18 protein-coding genes are annotated in these 22,008 nt (G+C 65.5%); 6 read left to right on the forward strand and 12 right to left on the reverse strand.

The window, feature by feature from the left end; translation table 11 throughout:
• Nucleotides 1-88: 88 nt before the first annotated feature.
• From QUD34_RS11155 to QUD34_RS11175, 5 genes are all read right to left on the reverse strand, one after another.
• The gene (locus QUD34_RS11155; protein ID WP_309568505.1) at nt 89-874 is read right to left on the reverse strand and encodes a class I SAM-dependent methyltransferase; all 786 of its coding nucleotides are present in this window, start codon (nt 872-874) and stop codon (nt 89-91) included.
• A gap of 70 nt (nt 875-944) precedes the next feature.
• Nucleotides 945-2,444, reverse strand: coding sequence for a lipopolysaccharide biosynthesis protein (locus QUD34_RS11160; RefSeq protein ID WP_286353782.1), 1,500 nt, complete (start codon nt 2,442-2,444; stop codon nt 945-947).
• Nucleotides 2,445-2,539: 95 nt separating this feature from the next.
• Nucleotides 2,540-3,664, reverse strand: coding sequence for a glycosyltransferase (locus tag QUD34_RS11165; RefSeq protein WP_286353783.1), 1,125 nt, complete (start codon nt 3,662-3,664; stop codon nt 2,540-2,542).
• Nucleotides 3,665-3,680: 16 nt separating this feature from the next.
• Nucleotides 3,681-4,619, reverse strand: a complete 939-nt coding sequence (locus tag QUD34_RS11170) for an NAD-dependent epimerase/dehydratase family protein (RefSeq protein WP_286353784.1) — start codon at nt 4,617-4,619, stop codon at nt 3,681-3,683.
• Entirely contained in the window at nt 4,616-5,797 is a 1,182-nt protein-coding gene (locus QUD34_RS11175) for a glycosyltransferase family 4 protein (RefSeq protein ID WP_309568506.1), read from the reverse strand. The genes QUD34_RS11170 and QUD34_RS11175 overlap by 4 nt, the downstream gene beginning before the upstream one ends.
• 276 nt (nt 5,798-6,073) lie before the next feature.
• On the opposite strand from QUD34_RS11175, the gene QUD34_RS11180 reads away from it, so the two are divergent.
• The 4 genes from QUD34_RS11180 (at nt 6,074) to QUD34_RS11195 (ending at nt 8,860) form a co-directional block, all read left to right on the forward strand.
• A complete protein-coding gene (locus QUD34_RS11180) occupies nt 6,074-6,871 on the forward strand; it encodes an MraY family glycosyltransferase (RefSeq protein ID WP_286353785.1) in 798 nt (265 codons plus the stop codon).
• A gap of 211 nt (nt 6,872-7,082) precedes the next feature.
• Nucleotides 7,083-7,607 carry a type II secretion system protein gene (locus QUD34_RS11185; protein WP_286353786.1) on the forward strand — a complete coding sequence of 175 codons (525 nt, stop codon included), beginning with the start codon at nt 7,083-7,085 and terminating at the stop codon, nt 7,605-7,607.
• 102 nt (nt 7,608-7,709) lie between these two features.
• The gene (locus QUD34_RS11190) at nt 7,710-8,249 is read left to right on the forward strand and encodes a type II secretion system protein (RefSeq protein ID WP_286353787.1); all 540 of its coding nucleotides are present in this window, start codon (nt 7,710-7,712) and stop codon (nt 8,247-8,249) included.
• Nucleotides 8,250-8,353: 104 nt separating this feature from the next.
• Nucleotides 8,354-8,860: a prepilin-type N-terminal cleavage/methylation domain-containing protein gene (locus tag QUD34_RS11195; protein WP_286353788.1), complete on the forward strand. Its 507-nt coding sequence runs from the start codon at nt 8,354-8,356 to the stop codon at nt 8,858-8,860.
• Here QUD34_RS11195 and QUD34_RS11200 read toward each other — a convergent pair.
• From QUD34_RS11200 to pilB, 5 genes are all read right to left on the reverse strand, one after another.
• Nucleotides 8,814-10,703, reverse strand: a complete 1,890-nt coding sequence (locus QUD34_RS11200; RefSeq protein WP_286353789.1) for an O-antigen ligase family protein — start codon at nt 10,701-10,703, stop codon at nt 8,814-8,816. The two genes, QUD34_RS11195 and QUD34_RS11200, sit on opposite strands and share 47 nt — an antisense overlap.
• A gap of 84 nt (nt 10,704-10,787) precedes the next feature.
• Nucleotides 10,788-11,219, reverse strand: a complete 432-nt coding sequence (locus tag QUD34_RS11205; RefSeq protein ID WP_286353790.1) for a prepilin-type N-terminal cleavage/methylation domain-containing protein — start codon at nt 11,217-11,219, stop codon at nt 10,788-10,790.
• Nucleotides 11,220-11,264: 45 nt separating this feature from the next.
• Nucleotides 11,265-12,467: a type II secretion system F family protein gene (locus tag QUD34_RS11210; protein WP_286353791.1), complete on the reverse strand. Its 1,203-nt coding sequence runs from the start codon at nt 12,465-12,467 to the stop codon at nt 11,265-11,267.
• A gap of 70 nt (nt 12,468-12,537) precedes the next feature.
• Nucleotides 12,538-13,695: a type IV pilus twitching motility protein PilT gene (locus QUD34_RS11215; RefSeq protein ID WP_375380022.1), complete on the reverse strand. Its 1,158-nt coding sequence runs from the start codon at nt 13,693-13,695 to the stop codon at nt 12,538-12,540.
• A 35-nt stretch (nt 13,696-13,730) separates the two neighbouring features.
• Nucleotides 13,731-15,569 (reverse strand): type IV-A pilus assembly ATPase PilB, encoded by a 1,839-nt coding sequence (gene pilB, locus QUD34_RS11220; RefSeq protein ID WP_286353793.1) that lies wholly within the window; start codon nt 15,567-15,569, stop codon nt 13,731-13,733.
• Between the two features lie 79 nt (nt 15,570-15,648).
• Between pilB and QUD34_RS11225 the strand changes: the two genes are divergently transcribed.
• Together QUD34_RS11225 and QUD34_RS11230 are read left to right on the forward strand one after the other, a co-directional pair.
• Complete coding sequence (locus QUD34_RS11225; RefSeq protein ID WP_286353794.1) at nt 15,649-17,607, forward strand: hypothetical protein; 1,959 nt, start codon at nt 15,649-15,651, stop codon at nt 17,605-17,607.
• Between the two features lie 58 nt (nt 17,608-17,665).
• Nucleotides 17,666-18,826: a GGDEF domain-containing protein gene (locus QUD34_RS11230; RefSeq protein WP_286353795.1), complete on the forward strand. Its 1,161-nt coding sequence runs from the start codon at nt 17,666-17,668 to the stop codon at nt 18,824-18,826.
• A gap of 34 nt (nt 18,827-18,860) precedes the next feature.
• On the opposite strand, the gene dnaJ is transcribed toward QUD34_RS11230, so the two are convergent.
• Entirely contained in the window at nt 18,861-20,027 is a 1,167-nt protein-coding gene (gene dnaJ / locus QUD34_RS11235) for a molecular chaperone DnaJ (RefSeq protein ID WP_286353796.1), read from the reverse strand.
• 39 nt (nt 20,028-20,066) lie between these two features.
• Nucleotides 20,067-21,932: a molecular chaperone DnaK gene (gene dnaK, locus QUD34_RS11240; RefSeq protein ID WP_286353797.1), complete on the reverse strand. Its 1,866-nt coding sequence runs from the start codon at nt 21,930-21,932 to the stop codon at nt 20,067-20,069.
• Between the last annotated feature and the right edge of the window lie 76 nt (nt 21,933-22,008).

The following is a 22,008-nucleotide window of genomic DNA, read 5'->3' on the forward strand; positions in this document are numbered from 1 at the left end:
GAGGCTTGCGAACCCGGAAGGACCTCAAGGCTGAGGTCACTGGGTGACCCAACGCAGCCCGGGTGCGCGCCCTCTCCCAGTCCGGAATTCATTGATCGGACGCTCGTTTCCGAGCAACCAGAATCACATTGCTGTAGAAGGAAGCAGTCCGGTCCAGGAAATCGATGGCCACGGCCATCCCGTTCAACAAGGCGGTCACGATCAGCCACAGTGGAAGCAGTGGTATTTTCAACATCCGGGTCGGAGATCTTCGGTCCCACATGGTCCGAAGCCAGGCCAACAAGAGGACGCTCAGCGTGCTTCCCAATCCCCCCTGGGTGTCGTTCCGGAGAATGTCATACGACCCCGGAAGAAGTCGCGTCGTTTCATGCCTGGAAAAGCGCCTGAAGTCCCTGGGTGCTCCATGCTCGTAGTAGATAAAGGGGACCGTGATCACCACTTGCCCGCCGGGGGCCAGGACCCGGTGGATTTCCGCCATGACGAAATCCACATCTGAGGCGTGCTCCAGCACCTGGGTGCACAGCACCATGTCGAACGATGCCGCCGGAAAAGGCCAGGGTTGACCTTCCCCGATGACCACATCGACGCCGGGCCCAGGCTCGATGTCGATCCCCACAATGGATGAGGGAGGAACCGACTTGAACCAGGTGAGGTAGGGCTTGTTCCCGCAACCGACATCCAAGACCCGCCCAGTCACAGCGGAGAGACTGGTCCGAAGGTCCCGGTGAAGGTCGCGCACGGCCATCCATTGCCAATGCCAGGGGTAGACGGCGGGATGGACGCCGCAGATTCGGTCGTAAAGGCCTGTCGCGGCCCGGTCCAGCACCGCAACGGCCCTCAGGCGGAGGGATGCCCTGGGTTCAGGAGGATTCATGGGACGCGAGTGTATGGCATGGGACAAAGCCTAGCGAGAGGGCCCGGGGGGAGCCAGTTCCAGAGCGGATTCAGACAGAGGAAGGTGAACGCTGGATCAAGAAGATTCGCCGCATCCAATCCGGGGCCAGCACCCACCCCAAGAGCCCTCCCGTGAGGGCTCCGACGGGGAATTTGAGGAGCAGACTCCTCCACGCAGACTCGCTCCATGGCGGGGCCAGGAAGCTCCCGGCCACCAACGCGGCCAGCGCGGCAACGCCCAGACGACCCCAGGGCAGAGGGAGATAGAGCCTCGACTGGGCCGACCAGACCATTCCTCCTGCAATGATGGCGAAGGTGAGGCAATTGACGATGACCGCCCCCATGGACCCGAAGGATCGGATCACCAGGGCGTTGGCCGCCACATTGAAGGTGGCCCCCGCGGCCCACCAGAGGGCCGTGGGTTTGAGATCCTTCTTCAAGAACAACCCCGTGTTAGCTAGGTCGGCGATGCCACTGAAGAAGACGCCTCCTGCAATCCAGGGAATGAGGTTTGCACCTCCGTGGAATCTCGAATCCGCGAGCCATCGGACAACATCTCCGCCCGCAGCGGTCACAGCCAGCCAGGTCACCAGGTGGAGACCCGCCAGCCGGGCCCAGAGCCGGGCGATGTTGAGGGGAGCGCACTCGCCGGAATGCTCGAATTCCCGGCTCACTTCCGGGAACCAGGCTGTGGTGATGGCGCTGTTGATCATCATTCCCGAGAGCCCGAGGCTCGCGGCGAAGGCGTACACCCCCACCCCGCCTGCCCCCACCCAGAGGCCCAGGAACCAGCGATCCGCCGAGCTGATGACCCAGAACATCGGAGTGGTCGCCATGCTGGCCATTCCAAGTCCGAGAAGCCCTCTTCGTTGCCCGGAATCCAGGTTGGACTTCTGAAGCAGGAACTTGACCCGGGGAAGTCCCAGAATCCCCAGAGACAGGATGGATCCAGCCAGGGTGCCGGAGAGCATGGCCCAGGAATCCGGGCGCCAGAACCTGGCCAGCAGGAGAGAGACCAGGATCCCCACCCCGGTCCCGGCCAGGGTGGCCATGGCGATCCGGGCATAGGCTCCCCGAATCCGCTGACGGGTCGTGGCCATGACGCTCGTCACGGCGACCAGGGTCGTCAGACTGGCCATGAGGGCCAGGTCCCGGTGAGCCGAGGCCGAGGGAATCAGGCGCCACCAACCGATGCCCGCCGCCACCGCAAAAAGGAGGCCCAGACCAAGGGCGAAGCGCCAGCAGAAGCTCTCCACCGCGGACGGCTGATCACCGCGTCCGGCGAAGAAATACCGTGCATAGGCGAGGTCGATGCCCACCAAGGCCACCGAGGCGGCGAGGGAGGATACGGTACCGATCAGGGCGAGAATGCCATAGGGCGAAGGACCTACGAGCCGGGTCAGAATCGGGGCAGAGAGCAGGCTGAAAAGGCGCGCGATGACCCCGGTGGTCACCATGACTCCAACGCCCTTCACCATGGCTCGCGTCAGGGAGCGGATCGGCGCATCCTCACGCACCGTCACCTGACCCGCGGCAGTGGCCCGGGGCATTTCCAGGTCGGGGGACCGAGGGCAATCGGAACGAGGCGCAGAGTCCTCGGGAAGGTCGCGGTTCATGTCCGGAGGGATCTCCTCGCCTGCAGCAACTATCGCACCAGGGATTGGTATAGCGATTGATATTGAAGGGCCACCGATCGGATGCTGAATTCCGTTTCCATCTTCACGCGCCCCAGTTCCCCCAGCTGAATCCGCTGCTCAGCAGAAAGGGAGAGGAGCGAGTGCACTGCTTCCGCCAACGCGGCCGTGTCACCAGCCGGGATGATCCGGCCCGCGGCCCCGACCAGGGCCGCGGAATCACCCACATGGGTCGCGACACAGGGCACGCCGCAGGCCAAGGCCTCGCCGAGAGCGTTGGAGAAGCCCTCGTTCCAGGATGGGGAAACCGCGATATCCAGGGCCGCGGTCAGGCGCGGCAGATCGGTGCGTTCCCCGAGCAGATGCACGCGCCCCGCCAACGCCGGGTCGCGCAGTGCGGAATTCAGTTCTGGCTGGCCCTGATGGACGCCCTGCCCGGCAAACACACCGTGCACCTCGGGTGGCAGCCGCCGCAAGGCATCCAGAAACATCCGATGGTTCTTTTCAGGATGGAATCGTGCGAATTGCCCAATCAGCCGGGCTTCCGGTTCCAGGCCCAGCTCCTTTCTGACCTGGGCTCGGGCCGAGGGATCTGGATGGAAACGGTCGAGCGCGAAACCGTTCGGAATCCAACGACTACGGTCCTCCCGGTACCCGATGGCCTCGTGCTGCCTCCGCGCCGAGTGGGCGTTGTAGAGCACGACATCCGCGGCGGCGGAAAGCCTGGCGCCCAGGTGGATGAGTGCCCGCGTCATGGGGCGATAGGTGGCCATGGTGTCGATTCCCACTCGGATATTCCATAGCAGCGGCGCCTGACCAGGTATGAAGCGTGCAGCCAGGTAGGCGGCGAGGTTCCCGTGGTACATCCACCCCTGGATGATGTGGGGCTGCCAGGGTGCCCCGCGCAAGCAGAAGCCTGGGAGGCGCCACAAGCCAGGCGCTCCCCGCCCAAGCCCCAGGCAAAGGGTGGGCACTCCCTGTTCCCTCAGTTCCGCAGCCAAAGGCGCTTCGGCACCCAGGCACAGCACCCGTGGATCGAATGCCTCCCGGTCCATGGCCCCCAGCAGGCGCACCAGCATGGACTCGGCGCCTCCGCGAGTGAGGCCGGTGATCAGATGGAGGACGCGAAGCTTCATCTCCCCCTCCTCCCAATCATGGAACCAGCCACTCCAGATACCGTTGGAGTCCCTGATCAATCGAGGTTTTCGGGGAGAGGCCCAATAGTCGCTGAGCTTTGGCGCTGTCCGCCAGGGTCGCCGGGACATCCCCGGGGAAAGGGGCCTGGAAGATGAGCTTGGCTTCGCGCCCGACGGTGCGCGAGACCGCTTGGATCAGTTCCAAAACCGTGATGGACTGGGCCCCGCCAAGGTTGATGATCTCGAACCCAAATCGTCGCTCCACCGCGGCCAGGACTCCGTCGACGATGTCTCCCACATAGGTGAAGTCCCGGATCGCGCTTCCATCTCCGAAGACCGTGATGGGGTCCCCCTGGAGAATGGCCCGGGTGAACTTCGCGATGGCCATGTCTGGCCGCTGGCGAGGCCCATAGACCGTGAAGAAGCGCAGGGCAACCGTGTCCAGACCGTGGATGTGGTTGTAGTTGTAGCAGAGAAGCTCACCCATCCGCTTGGTGACGGCATAGGGGGAGATGGGACAGTCCACGGGGTCGTCCTCGCGCCACGGGAGCCTTGGGCTGAGGCCGTACACCGATGAGGAGGAGGCGAACACGAATCGGGGTTTCCCGAATTGGACGGCGCCCTCAAGAAGATTCAGGAGGCCGATCACATTCACCGTTTCATAGAGCACCGGGTCCTTCAGGCTGGGGCGCACGCCCGCCCGTGCCGCCAGGTGGACCACCACTTCGAATTCGCCCTGGAGCAGCGTCTCGATGAGGGCTCGATCCCGGATGTCCCCCTCGACCAGGCGGAAGGAGGGGTGGTCCAGCACGCCCGCCAGATTTCGCCGCTTGATGGCCGGATCGTAATAATCGTTGAAGTCGTCCACGACGGTGACTTCATCGCCCCGCTTCAAGAGGGCTTCCACCACATGGGATCCGATGAATCCCGCCCCCCCGGTGACCAGAATCTTCATGGCTCGACACGCATCCTTTCTGGGGCATCAGAGCGGGGCGGGAAGCCCAGCTCCTGATAGACGGCGAAGGTGGCATCCAGGACCCGCCTCTGGTCGAACCCCTCCACCACCAGCCTCCGGCTCTCCCGGCCATAGGCCTCCCGGGTGCTGGGATCCACCAGCAGTTCCAGCAGGGCTTCGGCCAGAGCGCCGCCGTCTTTCGGCGGAACCAGACGGCCATTGCTCCCGTGCCGGACGATGTCCCGGATCCCTTCGCCGTCGACCGCCACGAGAGGCAAGCCCGAGGCCGCTGCCTCCAGGAGGCTTCTCGGGACACCTTCGCGGTAATGGGAGGGCAGGACCGCGAGGGTAGCCTGCCGGTACAGGTCCGGCATGTCGTCCCGGTGACCCAGGAATTGGACCATCGGGAACCGGCATTTCAGTGCTTCCAATTCGAGGGGGGAGAAGGATCCGGGGTTGCCCTCGTCGATCTCTCCCGCCACCTGGAACACGACCTCGGGGCAGCTTTGATGCACGATGCTGGCCGCCTCACAGAAATCACCGATCCCCTTGTCCTTGAGCAAGCGGGAAGCCAGGATCAGCCTGGGGGGGGTCGACGGGCGGTCTGAAGGATGGAACCGGTCCGTGTCGATGCCCGACCCTGCGATCAACCGACACCGATCCTGATGACCGGCGTGCGTGGCGACCTGCGCGAGGTCGCTCGGATTCTGGAAGATCGTCCTTGTGCCCGGGTTCCGGAAGGTCCATCGGAGGAACGCCTCCAGCAGGGTGCGGGGAAGCCGGTAGCGTCCCCAATGGCTCGAACTGAACATGCTCCCGAGGCCCGTCACGGCGTTGACGATTCGCGGCGTTCCGGCGCGTCGGGCGGCCAAGGTTCCGATCAGGATGGATTTGAGCGTGAAGTTGTGGAGCAGGTCCAGTCGGACCTTCCGCAGGTCTCGCGCCAACCGCGCGGCTGCCGTCAGGTCGCGGACAGGGTTCAATCCCCGCCGGTCGACCTCGGCGGAGATCCAATGGAACCCCTCCGCTTCCAGCCTCGGGCGATAGGGACCGTCAGGGCAGATCACCCACACTTCTGCCCCCAGCTCGACCTGAAGGCGTTTTGCCAAGGGCAATCGGAAATTGTAGAGATACCATTCGGTGTTGGCGAACAAGGCGATGCGCGGGGGTTGAGGCAAAGTGTTCCCTTAGGCTGTGCCTGGCCATAGTAGCCTTGATCGTTTTCCCAGCCTACGGTGCAGCCACCCATGCCATTCGACCCTCGCCTCGCTCGATTCCTGGGAGGACTGCTTTCGGCCGGGCTCGCATCTTATTTCGCACTTCGCATCCTGGGACCTCAGGGGTGGATGGATGTACCCGATGGACGAAAGCTCCATGGACATCCCAGGCCCCGAACGGGAGGCGTAGCCCTCTGGGCGGCCTTGACCCTTGGGCATGCGCTCGGGTGGCTCCAGTTGCCCATCGCAGGAAGCGAATGGATCTGCCTCCACGGACTCGCCCTGATGGGCGCCCTCGACGACCGCCATTCCCTGAGCCCACGGATCAAGGCCCTGGCGGGTCTCGGGCTTGCCTTCACCCTGGCCATCCCAGTGGCCTACGCCTTCGCCCTGGATCGCCCTGTGGCGATGCTGATGCGCCTGTCCATTCCGACGAACCCACCGTACCTGACCCTTCCGCTCCTGGTGCTCTGGTTCTGGGCGATCCCTCAATCATTCAATCTCATCGATGGCATGGATGGTCTTGCCACCGGCTTGGCTCTGCTCATCGCTTCCTTCCTCCTGGTGGGACGGGGCTTCACGGGCACCCCCTTTCTCCTTGGCGCCCTGCTGGCCACCTTCCTCCTGAACTGGCCCAAAGCCATTCATTTCCTGGGGGACTGCGGCGCCTATTTTCTCGGGGGCCTCCTCGGGTTGCTGGCGCTTCGGACCAGAGCCTTCGAATTTCCTTCGCTGGCCCTTTGGGTATTCGCCTATCCGATCCTGGACATGGCGCTGGTCATCACGATTCGATTCCTCCGGGGCCGCCCGCTCGGAGCCGGAGACCGCAACCATCTCCACCACCAGTGGGCCTCCCTCATTGGCGAGCGGTGGGCGGTTCCCCTGCTCTGGCTCGAGGCGGCCGCCCTCGCCGTGGGCCCCACAGGGTTCCCCGGAAGCTCCTGGGTCTGCTGGCCCGCCCTTGTCCTGATGCTGGCCCAATGCGCCTTCTTCGTGCGCCGGTCCTTGCAGGAATCGGAAAAGACCCCAGGCTGAGGCCTCGTCCAGAGGAAGACCCCATGGTCGCGATTGGGCCATGGGCCTGACGCAATCCGTCGCCCCTGGACCTGGGTGTCTAGCCTGACGCGGGTTCTCTGTGATGGACCCCTCAAGGTCCGGGAGGATTTCCAGGCTTTACCTCTTGCATCCAAACCTGGGTCGAGGCACCTTGTTGGCATCCCCTTAACCTGGCATGGGACTTGATAAAATGTCTCTGGCCATCGCCATCCTGGAGCGCATCATGCAAAAACAGTCCGGCTTCACCCTCATCGAACTGCTGTTGGTGCTCGCCATCATCGGCATCATCTCCGCCATCGCGGTGCCCGCCCTCCTCGGCCAGCGTGAGCGCGCCCGCATGCAGGCCACCAAGGACAACACCACTTCCGTCATCGCCGACCTCACCTCCACCCTCGGCGAGCTGAGCGATCCCCCGTCCGAGCGCAAGACCGGCCTGCCCACCACCCTCTATGACGGCACGGCGGGCATGAACCAGACCAAGGCCACCGACGCCATCACCGCCGTCATGGCCAAGACCAACTTCAACACCGCCAAGAACCCCTATGGCTCCGGCCCGGCCTACATCGCCACGGCGAAGGGTACCGTCAGCGGCGCCGTCTACCTCGATGCGACCACTGCCAATACCACCACCGATCCGGTCATCACCGTCACCGGCGTGTTCATGAACTCCAAGGGCGTCCAGGACACCCTGGCCAAGACCGTGGCCGTCAACTAGGCTGGTTTGAAAATCGGCAAAAAGGGGGCCACGGCCCCCTTTTTTTAATCTTCGGAAATTACCCGGGCCAGGAGCAGGCTTTCGCATCATCCTGGACCTGGCATGGGACTTGATAAAACATCAGCGGCCATCGCCACCAAGGAGCACCTCATGAAAAAACAGTCCGGCTTCACCCTCATCGAACTGCTGTTGGTGCTCGCCATCATCGGCATCATCTCCGCCATCGCGGTGCCCGCCCTCCTCGGCCAGCGTGAGCGCGCCCGCATGCAGGCCACCAAGGACAACACCACCTCCGTCATCGCCGACCTCACCTCCACCCTCGGCGAGCTGAGCGATGCCCCGTCCGAGCGCAAGACCGGCCTGCCCACCACCCTCTATGACGGCACGGCGGGTATGAACCAGACCAAGGCCGTGGATGCCATCACCGCCGTCATGGCCAAGACCAACTTCAACACCGCCAAGAACCCCTATGGTTCTGGCCCGGCCTACATCGCCACGGCAGTCGGCACGGTCAGCGGCGCCGTCTACCTCGACGCGACCAGCGCCAATACCACCACCGATCCGGTCATCACCGTCACCGGCGTGTTCATGAACTCCAAGGGCGTCCAGGACACCCTGGCCAAGAATGTGGCCGTCAACTAAAACGGCCTGATCACAAAAAAAGGGGGGCCGAGGCGCCCCCCTTTTTCGTTTTGGCATATTATTTCCTACTCAATCCCGAAACCTGCCGGATGGATTGAGGAAACATGAGACGCGCTGCTGGATTCACCCTGATCGAGCTGCTGCTGGTGCTGGCCATCATCGGCATTCTCGCCACCATTGCGGTTCCTTCCCTGTTGAACCAACGGGAGAAGGCCAAGATGAACGCCCTCAAGGACCAGACCGTGAGAGTCGTGGGGGACTTGGGGTCCGTGATCAATGAGCTGGCCGACCCCCCCTCGGAGCGAAAAGCCGGCTATCCCACGACCAGCTACCTGGGGACGGCTGGGGACAATCAAACCAAAGCCCAGGATGCGATCACCCTGGTCATGGCGCGCCCCAACTTCTCCTCCGCGCGCAATCCGTACACCGGTGGCGGCGGGGCCTACCTGGCCGCGCCGACCCCTGCGCCTGGAGGAGGTACCCTTGGGGCCGTCTACCTCGACGCCTCCACCGCCAATACCACCCAGGACGCCTACATCACGATCACGGGCGTTTTCCGCGATATCAAGGGTGATATTCAGGGCCTGACCAAGACCGTATCTGTGAATTGAGGGCCTCGATGGCGCTCGCGTGCCGGGGGGAGAACCCGGGCTGGCGCCGGGCCTCTGCCAGGAGCTGGCGCGCCGATTCAGGCTTGCCTTGTTCCAGGGCCGTCTTGGCGAGGCGGAGGTACCGGTCTGGATCGTGGGGAGCCACAGCGGCATAGCGATTCAAGAGGCTCTGCGTGGCCTGCGAGTCGCCCAGGCGCCGGGCGATCTGGGCGCGGCACAGCAGCAAGTGGTGGTCGAACGGGTCGCGCCGCAAGAGCTGGTCCAGCTCCTGGATGGTGGATGCATCCGCCGTCAGCGCTGCGTTTTGGATCGCGGCTTTGCTGTAGAGGTCGAAGAGGTCGGCCGTAAAGGGATAGCACTTCCAAAGGCTGCGAGCCTCTTCCAGGGTTTGGGCAGGACGGTTGGAAGCCTCGAAGCGCTGTTCGACTCCCGGCCTTAAGATGGCGACACGGATCTGAAATCCGGCCAGAGCCAGAAGGCCAAGGGCAGCCAGTCCATGCAGCACTCGGGTGGTGCGTCCGGTGGTGCCTCCAGTGGGCTGGACCAGCGGGGCCAGTGTAATCCCCGCCCAGAGAAGCCCCAGGGGGTTGTGGAAGGGAAAATCCAGGAGGGCGATCAGCGCGACCGGGACCAGCAAGGCTCGCCGCGTCTCCCGGGAATGGCCGCTCCGGTCCAGCCAAAGCCCCAGCAGCGCCGTCAGCGCCAGGAGGAGCCCTCCTTCCACCAGCCATTCCAGCACCTCGCTGTGCAGGTTGTTGGGTCGCTGAAAATCGCCGTAGGCAATCTCGGCAGCCGGGCGGCTTCGATCGACGAACTGCGGGTAGATGGGGCGCGCGGAACCCAACCCTTGCCCCGTGAAAGGATGGTCCAGGAAGGCCAGGGCGGCGGCGCGATAGTAGCTCAGCCGCTGGGAAAGCGAGACATCCCCCTGGACCAAGGTTCCCCGAACGACGGTCTGAGACGCATTCTTGGGTGCCCGGGTGGCCATCCCAGCAAGGATGGCCAAGCTTAGGCCAAGAATCGGAAGCAGCCGGGAAAAACGCCCGAACCGGACCGGTTCTGTTCCCCGGGGCTTTTGCAGAAGGGCCAACGCCCCTCCCCCCAACGGGAGGAGCCAACCCCAGCGATGGGCGGTCAGGCTCCAGGCCAGGGCCAACACGAACGGCGGCGCGGCCTTGAGCCATGAGCGGCCCGAAGAAGGTTCCTCCGAGGCGTTCCGGCACAGGGTTGAATAGGCCAGGAGCCCCGCACAAACGCCGATGCCCAGGCGGCTCTGGGTCAGCGTCAAGGCCGGCAGCACCCAACCTAGATGGAGGATCCGCGATCGCCCCTGGTCGGACAACAAGAGCCATCCTGCGAGAATGACGAAGGGAAGCGCCGCCATGTTCGTGTTGTGGAACAGCCCTCGGCCGACGCCCTGGAAGGGGTCGATCCCAAGGCTGGGTGGCAGCACGGCGCGCACGGAGGGGATCCACTGAACCAGGATCAGGAATGCGTGGATCCCGGTCCCGACCATGAACCCGCCCATGAAGGAGGGCAATCGACCCTCTTCGGCCACGAGCCAGGTTCCGACGCCCATGGCCGCCGCCAACCAGATGACGCGCTGCAGCCCAAAAAACGGGGCAGGACTCCAACAGGCGCTCAGAAGCAACCATCCAAGCGGCAGCAGCAAGGTCCATGGATAAGCCGCCATGGGACGGGCCTTCCATCCCTGCCAGCCCCAGGCCAGCGCGCCTGCCAGAAGCAGCACCGCGCTCTTGGGTTCCAGCGAGGGCTGGCTCCAGGAAGGCACATGCGCCGCCACGATGGCGAAGCCAAACAGGAAAGCCAGGCACTTGGACATAGGCCCCATGGTAGTGGAAGGGCGCTCCGGCCGAGGCGGGACCTCGCCTTGGCCCTAGGCTCCGATCGAAGCAGACCGCAGCGGCTAAGGGGCGTAAACCGTCTTCGCTCCAGACTGATCCATGCTGATCAGCTTGGTGCCGGCAGTCCCCCCCTCATAGACCTCGATCCTGTAGGTCAGGGGCTGGGCAGTCAGGACGAAGGTCATTTGGCTGTTGCCCTGGGCCTTGAACGACGGCGCCGGACTGACGGTGAAGCCGGTCAGGGTGGGCGCGGCGGCAGTGGGGGTCCAGGTGGCGGTGGCGTTCGCGGGACCGTAAATGCCGTTCTCAGCCTTCGTGGCCTCCATGGCCATGGCGATCGTCCGGGCATTGGCTTCCGCATCGCCAATCCTCTTGGCGCGCTGGCGCTGCCCTGTGAGGGAAGGAACGGCAATGCCGACGAGGGCACCTATGACGGCCAGCACCAGCAGCAGCTCGACCAGGGAGAAACCGCGGGAATGGGCTCGATCAGGCATAAGGCCTCCAGGCCGGGGATCCGCTAAGCAAGCAAGGATCGTGCGTCAATCTTTGCCGAACACATTGGCCAGATTGAAGATGGGCAGATACATGGCGATCACGATGAAGCCGATGATGCCGCCCAGCATGGCGATCATGACGGGTTCCATGAGGCTGGTGAGGTTGGTCACGGCGTTATCGACCTCGTCCTCGTAGAAGTCGGCCACTTTGGACAACATGGCGTCGAGGGCGCCCGTGGCCTCGCCCACGCCCACCATCTGAACCACCATGGGCGGAAAGACCTTGGTTTCGGCCAGCGGCGTGCTGATGTTCCGGCCCTGCTCCACGGCATCCTTGGATTTGAGGATGGCGTTCTGGATGACCATGTTGCCCGCCGTCTTGGCAGTGATGTCCATGCCTTCGAGGATGGGCACACCCGAGCTGATGAGGGTGCCCAGGGTGCGGCAGAAGCGGGCCACGGCCACCTTCCGCAACACATCGCCAATGATGGGGATCTTCAAGAGAAGCGCGTCGATCTGGAGGCGGCCAGCCATCGTTTTGTAATACTGCCGAAGCCCGACCACGATGAGGGCTACGGCGAGGATGATGAGCCAACTGTAGTTGATGAGGGCGTTCGACAGCGCGATGCAGACCAGGGTGGGGAAGGGCAGTTTGCTACCCAGGCCGTCATACATGGCTGAGAAGACCGGGATGACCTTCACCATGATGATGACCACCACGGCGATGGCGATGGTGATGACGGCGATGGGATAGGTCATGGCGCCCTTCACCTTGGCGGTGAGCTTCACGGCCTTTTCGATGTAGCCCGACAGGCGCTGGAGGATGATGTCGAGGATGCCGCCGCTTTCGCCCGCACCCACCATGTTCACATAGAGGTCGTTGAAGGCCTTGGGGTGCTTGGAGAGGGCGGCCTGCAGGGTGAGGCCCTGCTCCACATCCCCCCGCACGGCTTCGATGATTCGCTGGAAGCCCTTGTTCTGCTGCTGGGCGCCCAGGATCTCCAGGCACTGCACCAGGGGCAGGCCCGCGTCGATCATCACGCTGAACTGCCGGGTGAAGATGGCCAGTTCCTTGGGTCGCACTTTGCCGATGGACTTGCTGCTCTTGCCCGCCATGAGGTTGACGCTCATGACCTCGATGCCGTTGCGTTTCAGCGTATTGGCGGCCGAGTCGCGGGAATCGGAGACCAGGACGCCCTCCTGGACCTCCCCCATTCGGTTCTTGCCTTTCCATGCGTAAGCGGGCATGCGGACCTCGGCGAGCGGCTAGGAACGGTGGTGAACCCAGGATAGGCAGGAATGGCGCATTCGAGAAGACCTAGGTGTACTTGATGTTGGGGTTCCGCCCCCCAAGGGCCGGATTGACGGGCGAGGCCGGGGTGGCGGTCCGGCCGCCGGCGGTGCCGACGCCCACGCCCCGGTTGATGAGCTCGCGCAGTTCGTCGGTGTTGGAGGAGTAGTCGAAGGCGGCTTCCTGCGTGATCTCCTTCTTCAGCACCAGGTCGGACAGGCTCTGGTTGAAGGTCTGCATGCCGTACTTCGTCTGGCCGGCCTGCATGGTGCCGTAGATCTGGTGGATCTTGTCCTCGCGGATGAGGTTCCGGATGGCGGCGTTGGGGATCATGATCTCCAATGCCAGGGCGCGCCCCTTGCCGCCGGCCTTGGGAATGAGGCTCTGACAAATGACGCCTTCCAGCACCAGCGAAAGCTGGGCCCGCACCTGCGGCTGCTGGTGGGACGGGAAGACATCGATGATGCGGTTGATGGTCTGCACCGTGCTGTTGGTATGCAGGGTGGCGAAGGTGAGGTGGCCCGTCTCGGCGATGGTGAGGGCCGACTCGATGGTCTCCAGATCCCGCAGCTCGCCCACCAGCACCACATCGGGATCCTGGCGGAGGGCTGATCGCAGCGCTTTCTTGAAGCTGTGGGTGTCCGCATGGATCTCGCGCTGGTTCACCAGGGCCCGGCGGTGCTTGTGGACATATTCCACCGGGTCCTCGATGGTGAGGATGTGGACCGGCTCCTCGGCGTTGATCTTGTCCACCATGGCGGCCAGAGTCGTGGACTTGCCGGATCCGGTCACACCCGTGACCAGAACCAGGCCCCGGGGCTTGTCGCAGAGGGCCTGCACCGAGGGTGGTAAGCCCAGCTGATCGAAGCTGCGGATGTTCTCGGGGATGGTGCGGAACACGCCCGCCGTGGCGCCGCGCTGGTTGAAGACATTGGCGCGGAACCGGGCCACGCCCTGGAGGCCGAACGAGAAGTCCACCTCCAGATCCTCCTCCAGGCGATGCTTCTGCTGGTCGGTCATGACCCCGTAGCAGAGCCAACGGGTCTGGGAAGCGTCCAGGGGCGGCAGCTTGAGGGGGACCATGCGCCCGTCGATGCGGATCTGGGGCGCGGAATCCGTGGTGATGTGGAGGTCCGTTCCCCCGTACTCCACCATGGTCTTGAGGAGCTGCTGCAACGGGGCCACATAGTTCGAACCGACTTCGCTCATGGGAACCTCGCCTAGAGAACGGTTTCGCGGATGATCTCTTCGATGGTGGTGACGCCGTCCAGGACTTTGCGGCAGCCCGAGCGCCGGAGGGTGATCATGCCCTCTTTCTGCCCCTGCTCGCGCAGTTCGATGGCCGAAGCGCCCGTGAGGATCATGTCCTTGAGGGTCTCGGACATCTCCAGCACTTCGTAGAGGCCCACCCGCCCCTTGTAGCCGCGCTTGTTGCAGACCTCGCAGCCCACGGTCTTGTAGAAGGTGATGCCCCTCTGGATCTCTTCGGGCGTGAAGCCCACCTTGAGGAGGGCCTCCTCGGGCTGGTGGTGGGTGTCCACGGCCTTGCAGTTCGTGCAGAGGCGTCGCACGAGGCGCTGGGCGCAGATGATGTTCACGGAGGTCGCGACGAGGAAGGGTTCGACGCCCATGTTCATGAGGCGGTTGATGGTGCTGGGGGCGTCGTTGGTGTGCAGGGTGGACAGCACCAGGTGGCCCGTGAGGCTCGCCTTGATGGCGATCTCGGCCGTCTCGAAGTCGCGGATCTCGCCGACCAGGATGATGTTGGGGTCCTGCCGCAGGAACGAGCGCAGGGCCGCGGCGAAGTTCAGGCCGATCTGCTCCTTCATCTGCACCTGATTGATGCCGGGGAAGTTGAACTCCACGGGATCCTCGGCCGTGAGGATATTGGTATCCACGGTGTTGAGCTTGGCGATGGACGAGTACAGGGTGTTCGTCTTGCCCGACCCCGTGGGCCCGGTGACGAGCACCATGCCGTAGGGCTTGGAGATCTGCCGGTCCCAGCGGTCGAGGCTCTCCTGCTCGAAGCCCAGCTTGGTGAGGTCGAGCATCAGCTTGTCGCTGTCGAGCAGCCGCAGCACGATCTTCTCGCCGAAGAGGGTCGGCAGGATGCTCACGCGATAGTCGATGACCTTCTGCTTGCCGCCCATGTTCACGCGCAGCTTGATGCGACCGTCCTGGGGCAGACGCTTCTCGGCGATGTTGAGCTTGGCCAGGATCTTCACGCGGGAGGTGAGGGGGTCCTTCAGCTTCAGGTTCGGGCGCATCACCTCCATGAGGATGCCGTCGATGCGGAACCGGATGCGGTAGTTCTTCTCGTAGGGCTCGATGTGGATGTCGGAGGCGCCGCGCTTGATGGCGTCGATGAGCACCATGTTCACCAGCTTGACCACCGGTGCGTCTTCGCTGCCCTTCTTCAGGGCGCCGACATTGATGCTGTCTTCCTCGTCGTCCGTGGTGTCGAATTCGGCGTCGGCGTCGAGTTCCTGTTCCAGGTCCGCCAGGTCGAACTGCTCGTCCGCCTCATTGAATGGGGAGGTTCCCCCGCTGGTATCGGTGGGCCCGGCGGCGGCGGCCCCGCCCGCGTAGGAGCTCCGGCCCTGGGTGCCGTCGGCCAGGCGCACGGCGCTGGCGCCCCCGTAGTATTTCTCGACCGCCCGGACGAGCCCCATCTCGCTGGAGACCACCGGATCCACATTGTAGCCCGTGTGGAAGCGCACATCGTCCATGGCGAAGATGTCGGTGGGATCGGACATGGCCAGGGTCAGCACATTGCCCGTGCGCTGAAGGGGCAGCACCTTGTGGCGCTGGGCCAGGTCCTTGGGGATGAGGGCGATGACGCTCGAATCGATGGGCGGCCACTGTTCCAGGTCCGCGGCGGGCACGCCGTACTGCATGCCCAGGAAGCTCACGATGTCCTGATCCGAACAGAAGCCCTGCCGGACGACGATGCTTCCAAGCTTGCCCCCCTCCCGCCGCTGGATTTTCATCACTTCTTCCAGCTGGGCATCCGTGATGAGCTGGGCCTTGACGAGCATTTCCCCGAGCTTGCTGACCACTGGCTGCCTCCGGATGGGGTGAGGCGATGGTATCACCACCCGAAGCGTCCTGAAGTCCAACCCATTGTATGCTTTTGCCATGCCCGCCCCAGGAACCCCGCCCCAGCGCCTGCTGCTGGCCCGGCAGTTGATCCGGGAGAAGGGCCTGTCCAGAAGCGACCTGACGCTGCTGGAGGACATCCTCCGGGAGGGGGCCGGGGATCTGGACCCCCTGCTCGGTTCGGCCCCGCAGGAGGCGGCTCCGGTCGAGGAATCGACGGCCCAGGCGAGCTTGCGGCGCAACCTGGGACTCTTCCTGGCCTTCCTGCACCAGTTTTCCGCCCGCCGCCTCGGGGAATCCCGGGCGGCCATGGCCCTGGTCATGCAGCACGGGCTGGGGCGCCTGGGCGATCAGGCCGAGGCCGCCCACCGGGAGCTCATGGTGGAGCTGCAGCAGCCGGAATGGGTGGGGCAGCTGCTGGACCTCCTGGCTTCCCTGCGGGCCATGGCCCCCACCCCCGCCGAGGATGCCGGAGCCCTCCGGACCTTGTGGGCCGCCTTCCTGGCGGACCACCGCGACTCCTTCCGGCAGATCCTGGCCGCGATCCAGGCCCCGGAAGGCGGTTCCGAAGCCGTGGCGCGGCTGAACGCCCAGATGAAGTCCTTGAACCGGGCCATCCAAGGGCAGGGACGGCTGGAGGAGGCCCTGGCCCGGCTGGCGGAGCAGCTGGAATCCTGCATCCCCAAGGAGATCCACGCCCGCGTGGAGCCGCTGATCCTCCTCGAGCATGTCATCTCCAACCTCCGCCTGAGCCTGCTGCGCCCCCTCGACCGGGGCATCCACTGGCCCGCCGTGGAGCAGGTCCGGGGCAGCCTGCGCTGGCTCTGGGACAACCTGGGCTGGACCCTGCCCCGCATGGACGCCGAGCTGCTCAGGGACCGCATGCCCACCGAGCTACGGCGCCTGCTGGGGCAGATCCGCCAGGAGGACCGAGCGGCCTTCTCCGTGGTGGCCCGGGCCCTGGCCAGCCACATTTCCCTGCTGGGTCTGCTGGAATCCATCGAGCCCGCCGCCGGAGGGAATCTCCGCGACCGCTACGCCGCCGTCCCCACCTTCTTCGTCGTCGAATCGGAGCTGGGCCGCATGTCGGAGCGGGTCTATGATCCCGAGCGCGCCGCCCTCCTGGACCCGGATCGACCGGAAGCCCCCAGGCTCCGGGCCTACCTGCGGCAGGCGGTGCTGAGCCTGCAGCAGGATCAGGGGACCCTGCGGAGCCTCCTCCAGCAGGCGTTGGCCGGCCAGGATGCCGACCAGCTGGCCCAGACCCTCGACAGCCTGAAGGCCCTCCTCGTGAACCACCAGAAGCAGCTCATGGGCGAGCTGGTGGGGATCTTCTCGCCGGATGTCCAGCACCGGCTCTTCCCCGAATCGCCCAGCATGATGGAGGAGGGCGAGCGGCTCCGACTGCGGATCCAGCGGCTCTGGGAGCAGGTCCCCCCCCTGCATGGCCAGCTTCTCCTCCACCTCGAACTCCAGGATTGGCCCCGTCTGGCCCTCGGCCTGTCGCAGACCTACCGTCACCTGCTGGCTTTCCGGCGCAGCCCGGAGTTCCCCCTAATGCGGCGGCCCGACCGGGAGGAGGGCGAGCGGCTCATCCAGGACCTGGGGCGTCTGCTGGAGTCCCCGGAGGATGTGCCCCAGGCCCTTCGCGACGGGATGGACCTGCTGGGCGAGCTGATGCGCTTCCTGGAGCTCTTCCTGCTGCGCATCAATGCCCGGGTGCCGCTGATCCGGCAGGATCTCGAGGTGGCCCAGGAGGCCCTGAAGCTCGTCGCCAGCCTGAAGCAGGGTCCCACGGGCCCCGAGCGCACCCGGCTCTCCCACAAGCTCATCCAGACCGCCAAGCGGCTGGGCGTCCGCGACTCCCAGGCCCTGACCCTCCTCAAACGGTGGGTCCGGGCCGAGCGCAGCCAGCGGGAGGGCTCCCTTCCTGCACTGGAACAGCTGGCCGCCCACCTGCGTCAGCTGGCCCTGCGGCTCGAAGCGGCCCTGGGCTGAGCGCGCACCCCCGGCCCTCGAAACCCCGCCCTTGATTGAATCGATCCATCGGAGTCCCATGCACCGCATCCACTGGCTGGAGCCGCACCCCTCCAAGGCCGGAGACGCCCTTCGCGTGGCGCTGACCGAGTGGGGCTACGAGGCCGTCCCCGGGCCGGGGCCGGGCTCGCTGGTCCTGGTGGCCGAACGGCCGGACCCGCGACTGATCCCGGCCGAAGGTTCGGAGCTGCTGTGGTGGGTCCAGGAGGCCAGTGCCGAAGAAGTCAGCGCCGTCCTGGGCCTGAGGCCGGGCTGGGTCCTTCTGCAGGATCACCCCCTGGAGGCGGTCCGGGAGGCCCTGCACCACCTGCGGCACCGGGACCTGGGCAGCGAAGGCTGGCTGCGCCAGATGCTGCATTTGGCCTCGCTGGACGATCTGCTGCGCCTCGTGCTGGAGCGGGCCATCCGCCTGTCCGGGGCCCGGGGCGGCGCCATCTGGCTGCGCCGGGACGACCTCTTCTACCAGCGCGCCGGCGATGGCGCCTTCCCGGAGGCCCCCCTGCCCCGGCAGGAAGCCGCGGACCTGGTGCGCCGCGGCGAGGCCTTCCTCCTGGCCGCCTCGGAACAGCTGGGCATCCTTCGGCTGCTGGATCCGAAGGAGGCCCCAGAGCGCTGCCTCCGCGGCTTCGACGATGTGGAGCCCCTGCTGCTCAATGCCTGGCGCCTGGAGGAGAGCCGGGCCCTCTCCTTCAAGGACGATCTCACCGTCGCCCAGAACCGCCGTTGTCTCGAGGCAGAGCTGCCCCAGGCGGTCCGGACCGCCGCCGCCAAGGGGGAGCCCCTCGCGCTGCTGTTCCTCGATGTGGACGACCTCAAGCGGGTGAACACCAGCCATGGCCATCCCGCGGGCAGCATCCTGCTGGAGGCCGTGGCCCACACCGCCCAGCGCCTCTGCCGGGCGCACGACCGCCTCTACCGCTACGGCGGCGACGAGTTCTGCATCCTCATGCCCAGCACGACTTCCCGGGGCGCCCGGAAGCTCGGCGAGCGGCTGCTGCAGACGCTCCGGGAACAGCCGGTAGCGTTCGGCTCCAACCACCTCGCCATCTCCCTCAGCGCCGGCGTCGCCGCCTTCCCCGAGCATGCCGACGGGGCCGGCCACCTCATCGAACAGGCCGACCGCGCCCTCCTGCGGGCCAAGGAGGAAGGCAAGGGACGGGTGGTGATGGCGCGCTCGTAGACGCCCCTAGGCCGCCGGGTCGAGCCCCTGCAGTCTACTTCCGCTTCTTCTTTCCGCCCTTTTCCGAACCGAACACCTTGGCGAGGAAACCCTCCCCCTCGCCCGATGCGGCCTCGCCGTCGAGGCTGCGGCGGAGCTGCTCCACGAGCTGGCGCTGCTCGGCGCTGAGCGACTTCGGCACCGCCACCCGGAGGTGGAGGTACAGGTCGCCCCGCCCACTGCCCTGGAGACGCGGCACGCCGGCATTCACCAGCTTCACGACATGGTCCGCGGGAGTGCCGGCCGCCAGCTTCACCTTGTCCGCGCCGTAGGGTGTCTCCACTTCGAGCGAGCCGCCGGTCACCAGCAGGGGCCAGGAGACCTCCAGCCGCTGGTGCAGGTCGCTGCCGTCACGCTCGTAGCGCGGATCCGGCTCCACATCGAACACCACATAGAGGTCGCCGGTCCGGCCCCCGAACCGCCCGGCCTCGCCCTGGTTCTGGAGTCGCAGCCGGGTGCCCCGGTCCACGCCCGCAGGGATCTTGAAGCTGACCTTGGATTTGCGGTGGCTGCGCCCCTCGCCGTGGCAGGTCCGGCAGGGCTTGGGGATGATGCGGCCTCGGCCTTCGCAGCGCGGACAGGGGGTGAGCATCTGAAAGAAGCCCTGGCGCACGGCCACTTGGCCCGCCCCCCGGCACTGGGGGCAGGTTTCGGGGCGGGATCCCGCCTCGCAGCCGGAGCCATGGCAGGTGTCGCAGGCCTCCAGCCGGGGGATGCTGAGTTCGACGGAATCCTTGCCGAAGATGGCGTCGCGGAAGCTGAGCTTCAGGTTGTACTGCAGGTCCGAGCCGCGCTCCTCGCCGCCGGCCCGGCGGCGGCCGCCGCCCCCCCCGAAGAGGTCGCCGAAGAGGCCGCCGCCGAAGAAGCTGCCGAGAATGTCCTCGAAGTCCGCGAACTGGTTCGGATCGAACTGGAACTGCTGGCCGCCTCCCCCCGCGCCGCCCAGGCCCGCGTGGCCGAACTGGTCGTAGACCTTCCGCTTTTCGGGATCGGACAGCACGCTGTAGGCCTCCGCGGCCTCCTTGAACTTCTCCTCCGCCTCCTTGTTGCCCGGATTGCGGTCGGGGTGCAGTTCCATGGCCAGCTTGCGATAGGCCTTCTTGAGCTCGTCGGATCCCGCTTCCCGGGTGACCCCGAGAACCTCGTAGTAGTCTCGCTTCATGCATCCATCCTGGGTTCCAGGATAGCCGATGACGCGGGACTAGTTCGGGGGCGCCGCGCCCTCGCCCTCGCCGTCCAGGGAAGCCATCATGGCCTCGCTGGCGGCCAGGACAGCATCGGTCAGCAGATCCTGGGCCTCTAGCAGCTGCCCCTCGCAGGCGCGGAGCGCCTCGGAATCCTGGGCGGCCACGGCCTGCCGGGTGCGGGAGAGCACATCCCGGACCATGACCTGCTGATCCTCGGTCAGGTACTTGCCGCACTCGGCAAAGCTCTTGTCGCAGGAGAAGATCAGGCCCTCGGCCGAGGCGATGTATTTCAGGGCGTCCCGCTTTTTCACATCGGTTTCGGCGTTGGCCATGGCCTCGCGGATCATGCGCTGGATCTCCAGCTCGGAGAGGCCGGAGCTGGGGCGGATGCTCATGCTCTGCTCGAGGCCGGTCATGAGGTCGCGGGCGGAGACCTTCACGATGCCGTTGGAGTCGATGTCGAAGGCGACCTCGATCTGCGGCACGCCCTTGGGCAGCGGGGGGAGGTTGATGAGATCGAACCGGCCGAGGCTCTTGTTGTGCTCGGCCAGCTCGCGCTCGCCCTGCAGCACATGGATCTCCACCCGGTTCTGGTTGTCCGTGACCGTGGTGAAGGTGCGGGCGTCGCGGGTGGGGATGGTGGCATTGCGCTGGATGATCTTCACGAAGCCGCCGCCCTGGGTCTCGATGCCCAGCGACAGGGGGGTGACATCCAGCAGCACCAGGTCCTTGATGTCGCCCTTGAGCACGGCCCCCTGGATGGAGGCGCCGGAGGCCACCACCTCGTCGGGATTGATGCTGCGGTTCGGTTCCTTCCCGAAGAAGTTCTTCACCAGCCGCTGCACGAGGGGCATGCGGGTCTGGCCGCCCACCAGGATCACCTCGTCCACCTGCTTGGCGGTCTTGCCGCCCTGCTCCAGGGCGTCCTTGATGGGAATCAGGGTCTGCTCCACCAAGGCCCCGGCCATCTCCTCCAGCTGATCGCGAGTGAGGGCCGCCTCGAGATGCTGAGGACCGCTGGGCCCCTGGGCGATGAAGGGCAGGCGGATCTCCACCCGGTCCAGGGTGGACAGCTCGCACTTGGCCTTCTCGCTGGCCTCCTTGAGCCGCTGGAGGGCCATGCGGTCGGAGGAGAGGTCGATGCCGGTCTTGTCCTTGAACTGCTGCACCAGCCAGGCCTGGATGGCCTGGTCGATGTCCTCCCCGCCGAGGAAGGTGTCGCCGGCGGTGGCCAGCACCTCGAAGACGCCGTCGTTCATCTCCATCAGCGTGAAGTCGAAGGTGCCGCCGCCGAAGTCGTAGATGGCCAGGATCTGCTTCACGCCTTTCTTGTTGAATCCATAGGCGAGGGCCGCGGCCGTGGGCTCGTTGATGATGCGCTGGACATTCAGCCCCGCGATCTTGCCCGCATCCTTGGTGGCCTGGCGCTGGGCATCGTCGAAGTAGGCCGGCACCGTGATGACGGCATCCGTCACTTCCTCGTGGAGGAAGGCCTCGGCGGCCTGCTTCAGGGACCGCAGGACGATGGCGGTGACCTCGGGCGGTGCGTAGTCGCGCTCACCCACCCGCACCCAGGCGTCGCCGTTGGGCGCGCCCACCACCGGGAAGGGGAGGCGACCCAGGGCCTCCTGCACCTTGGGGGCATGGAAGCGCTGGCCGATGAGGCGCTTCACGGCAAACAGGGTGCGCTGGGGATTGGTGACGGCCTGCCGCTTGGCGATGTGGCCCACCAGCACATCCCCCTTGTCGGTGAAGGCCACCACCGAGGGCGTGGTCCGGCTGCCTTCGCGGTTGGGGATGACGCGCGAATCGCCGCCTTCCATCACACAGACGCAACTGTTCGTCGTGCCGAGGTCAATGCCGATCAGCTTGCCTGCCATGGGTGGAACTCCAGGGGGATCGCGAGGTCATGGTAATGAGTTATGGACATTACATCCATCATAAGCATTGAATGCG

Source organism: Geothrix oryzae, assembly GCF_030295385.1.
GTDB lineage: Bacteria > Acidobacteriota > Holophagae > Holophagales > Holophagaceae > Geothrix > Geothrix oryzae.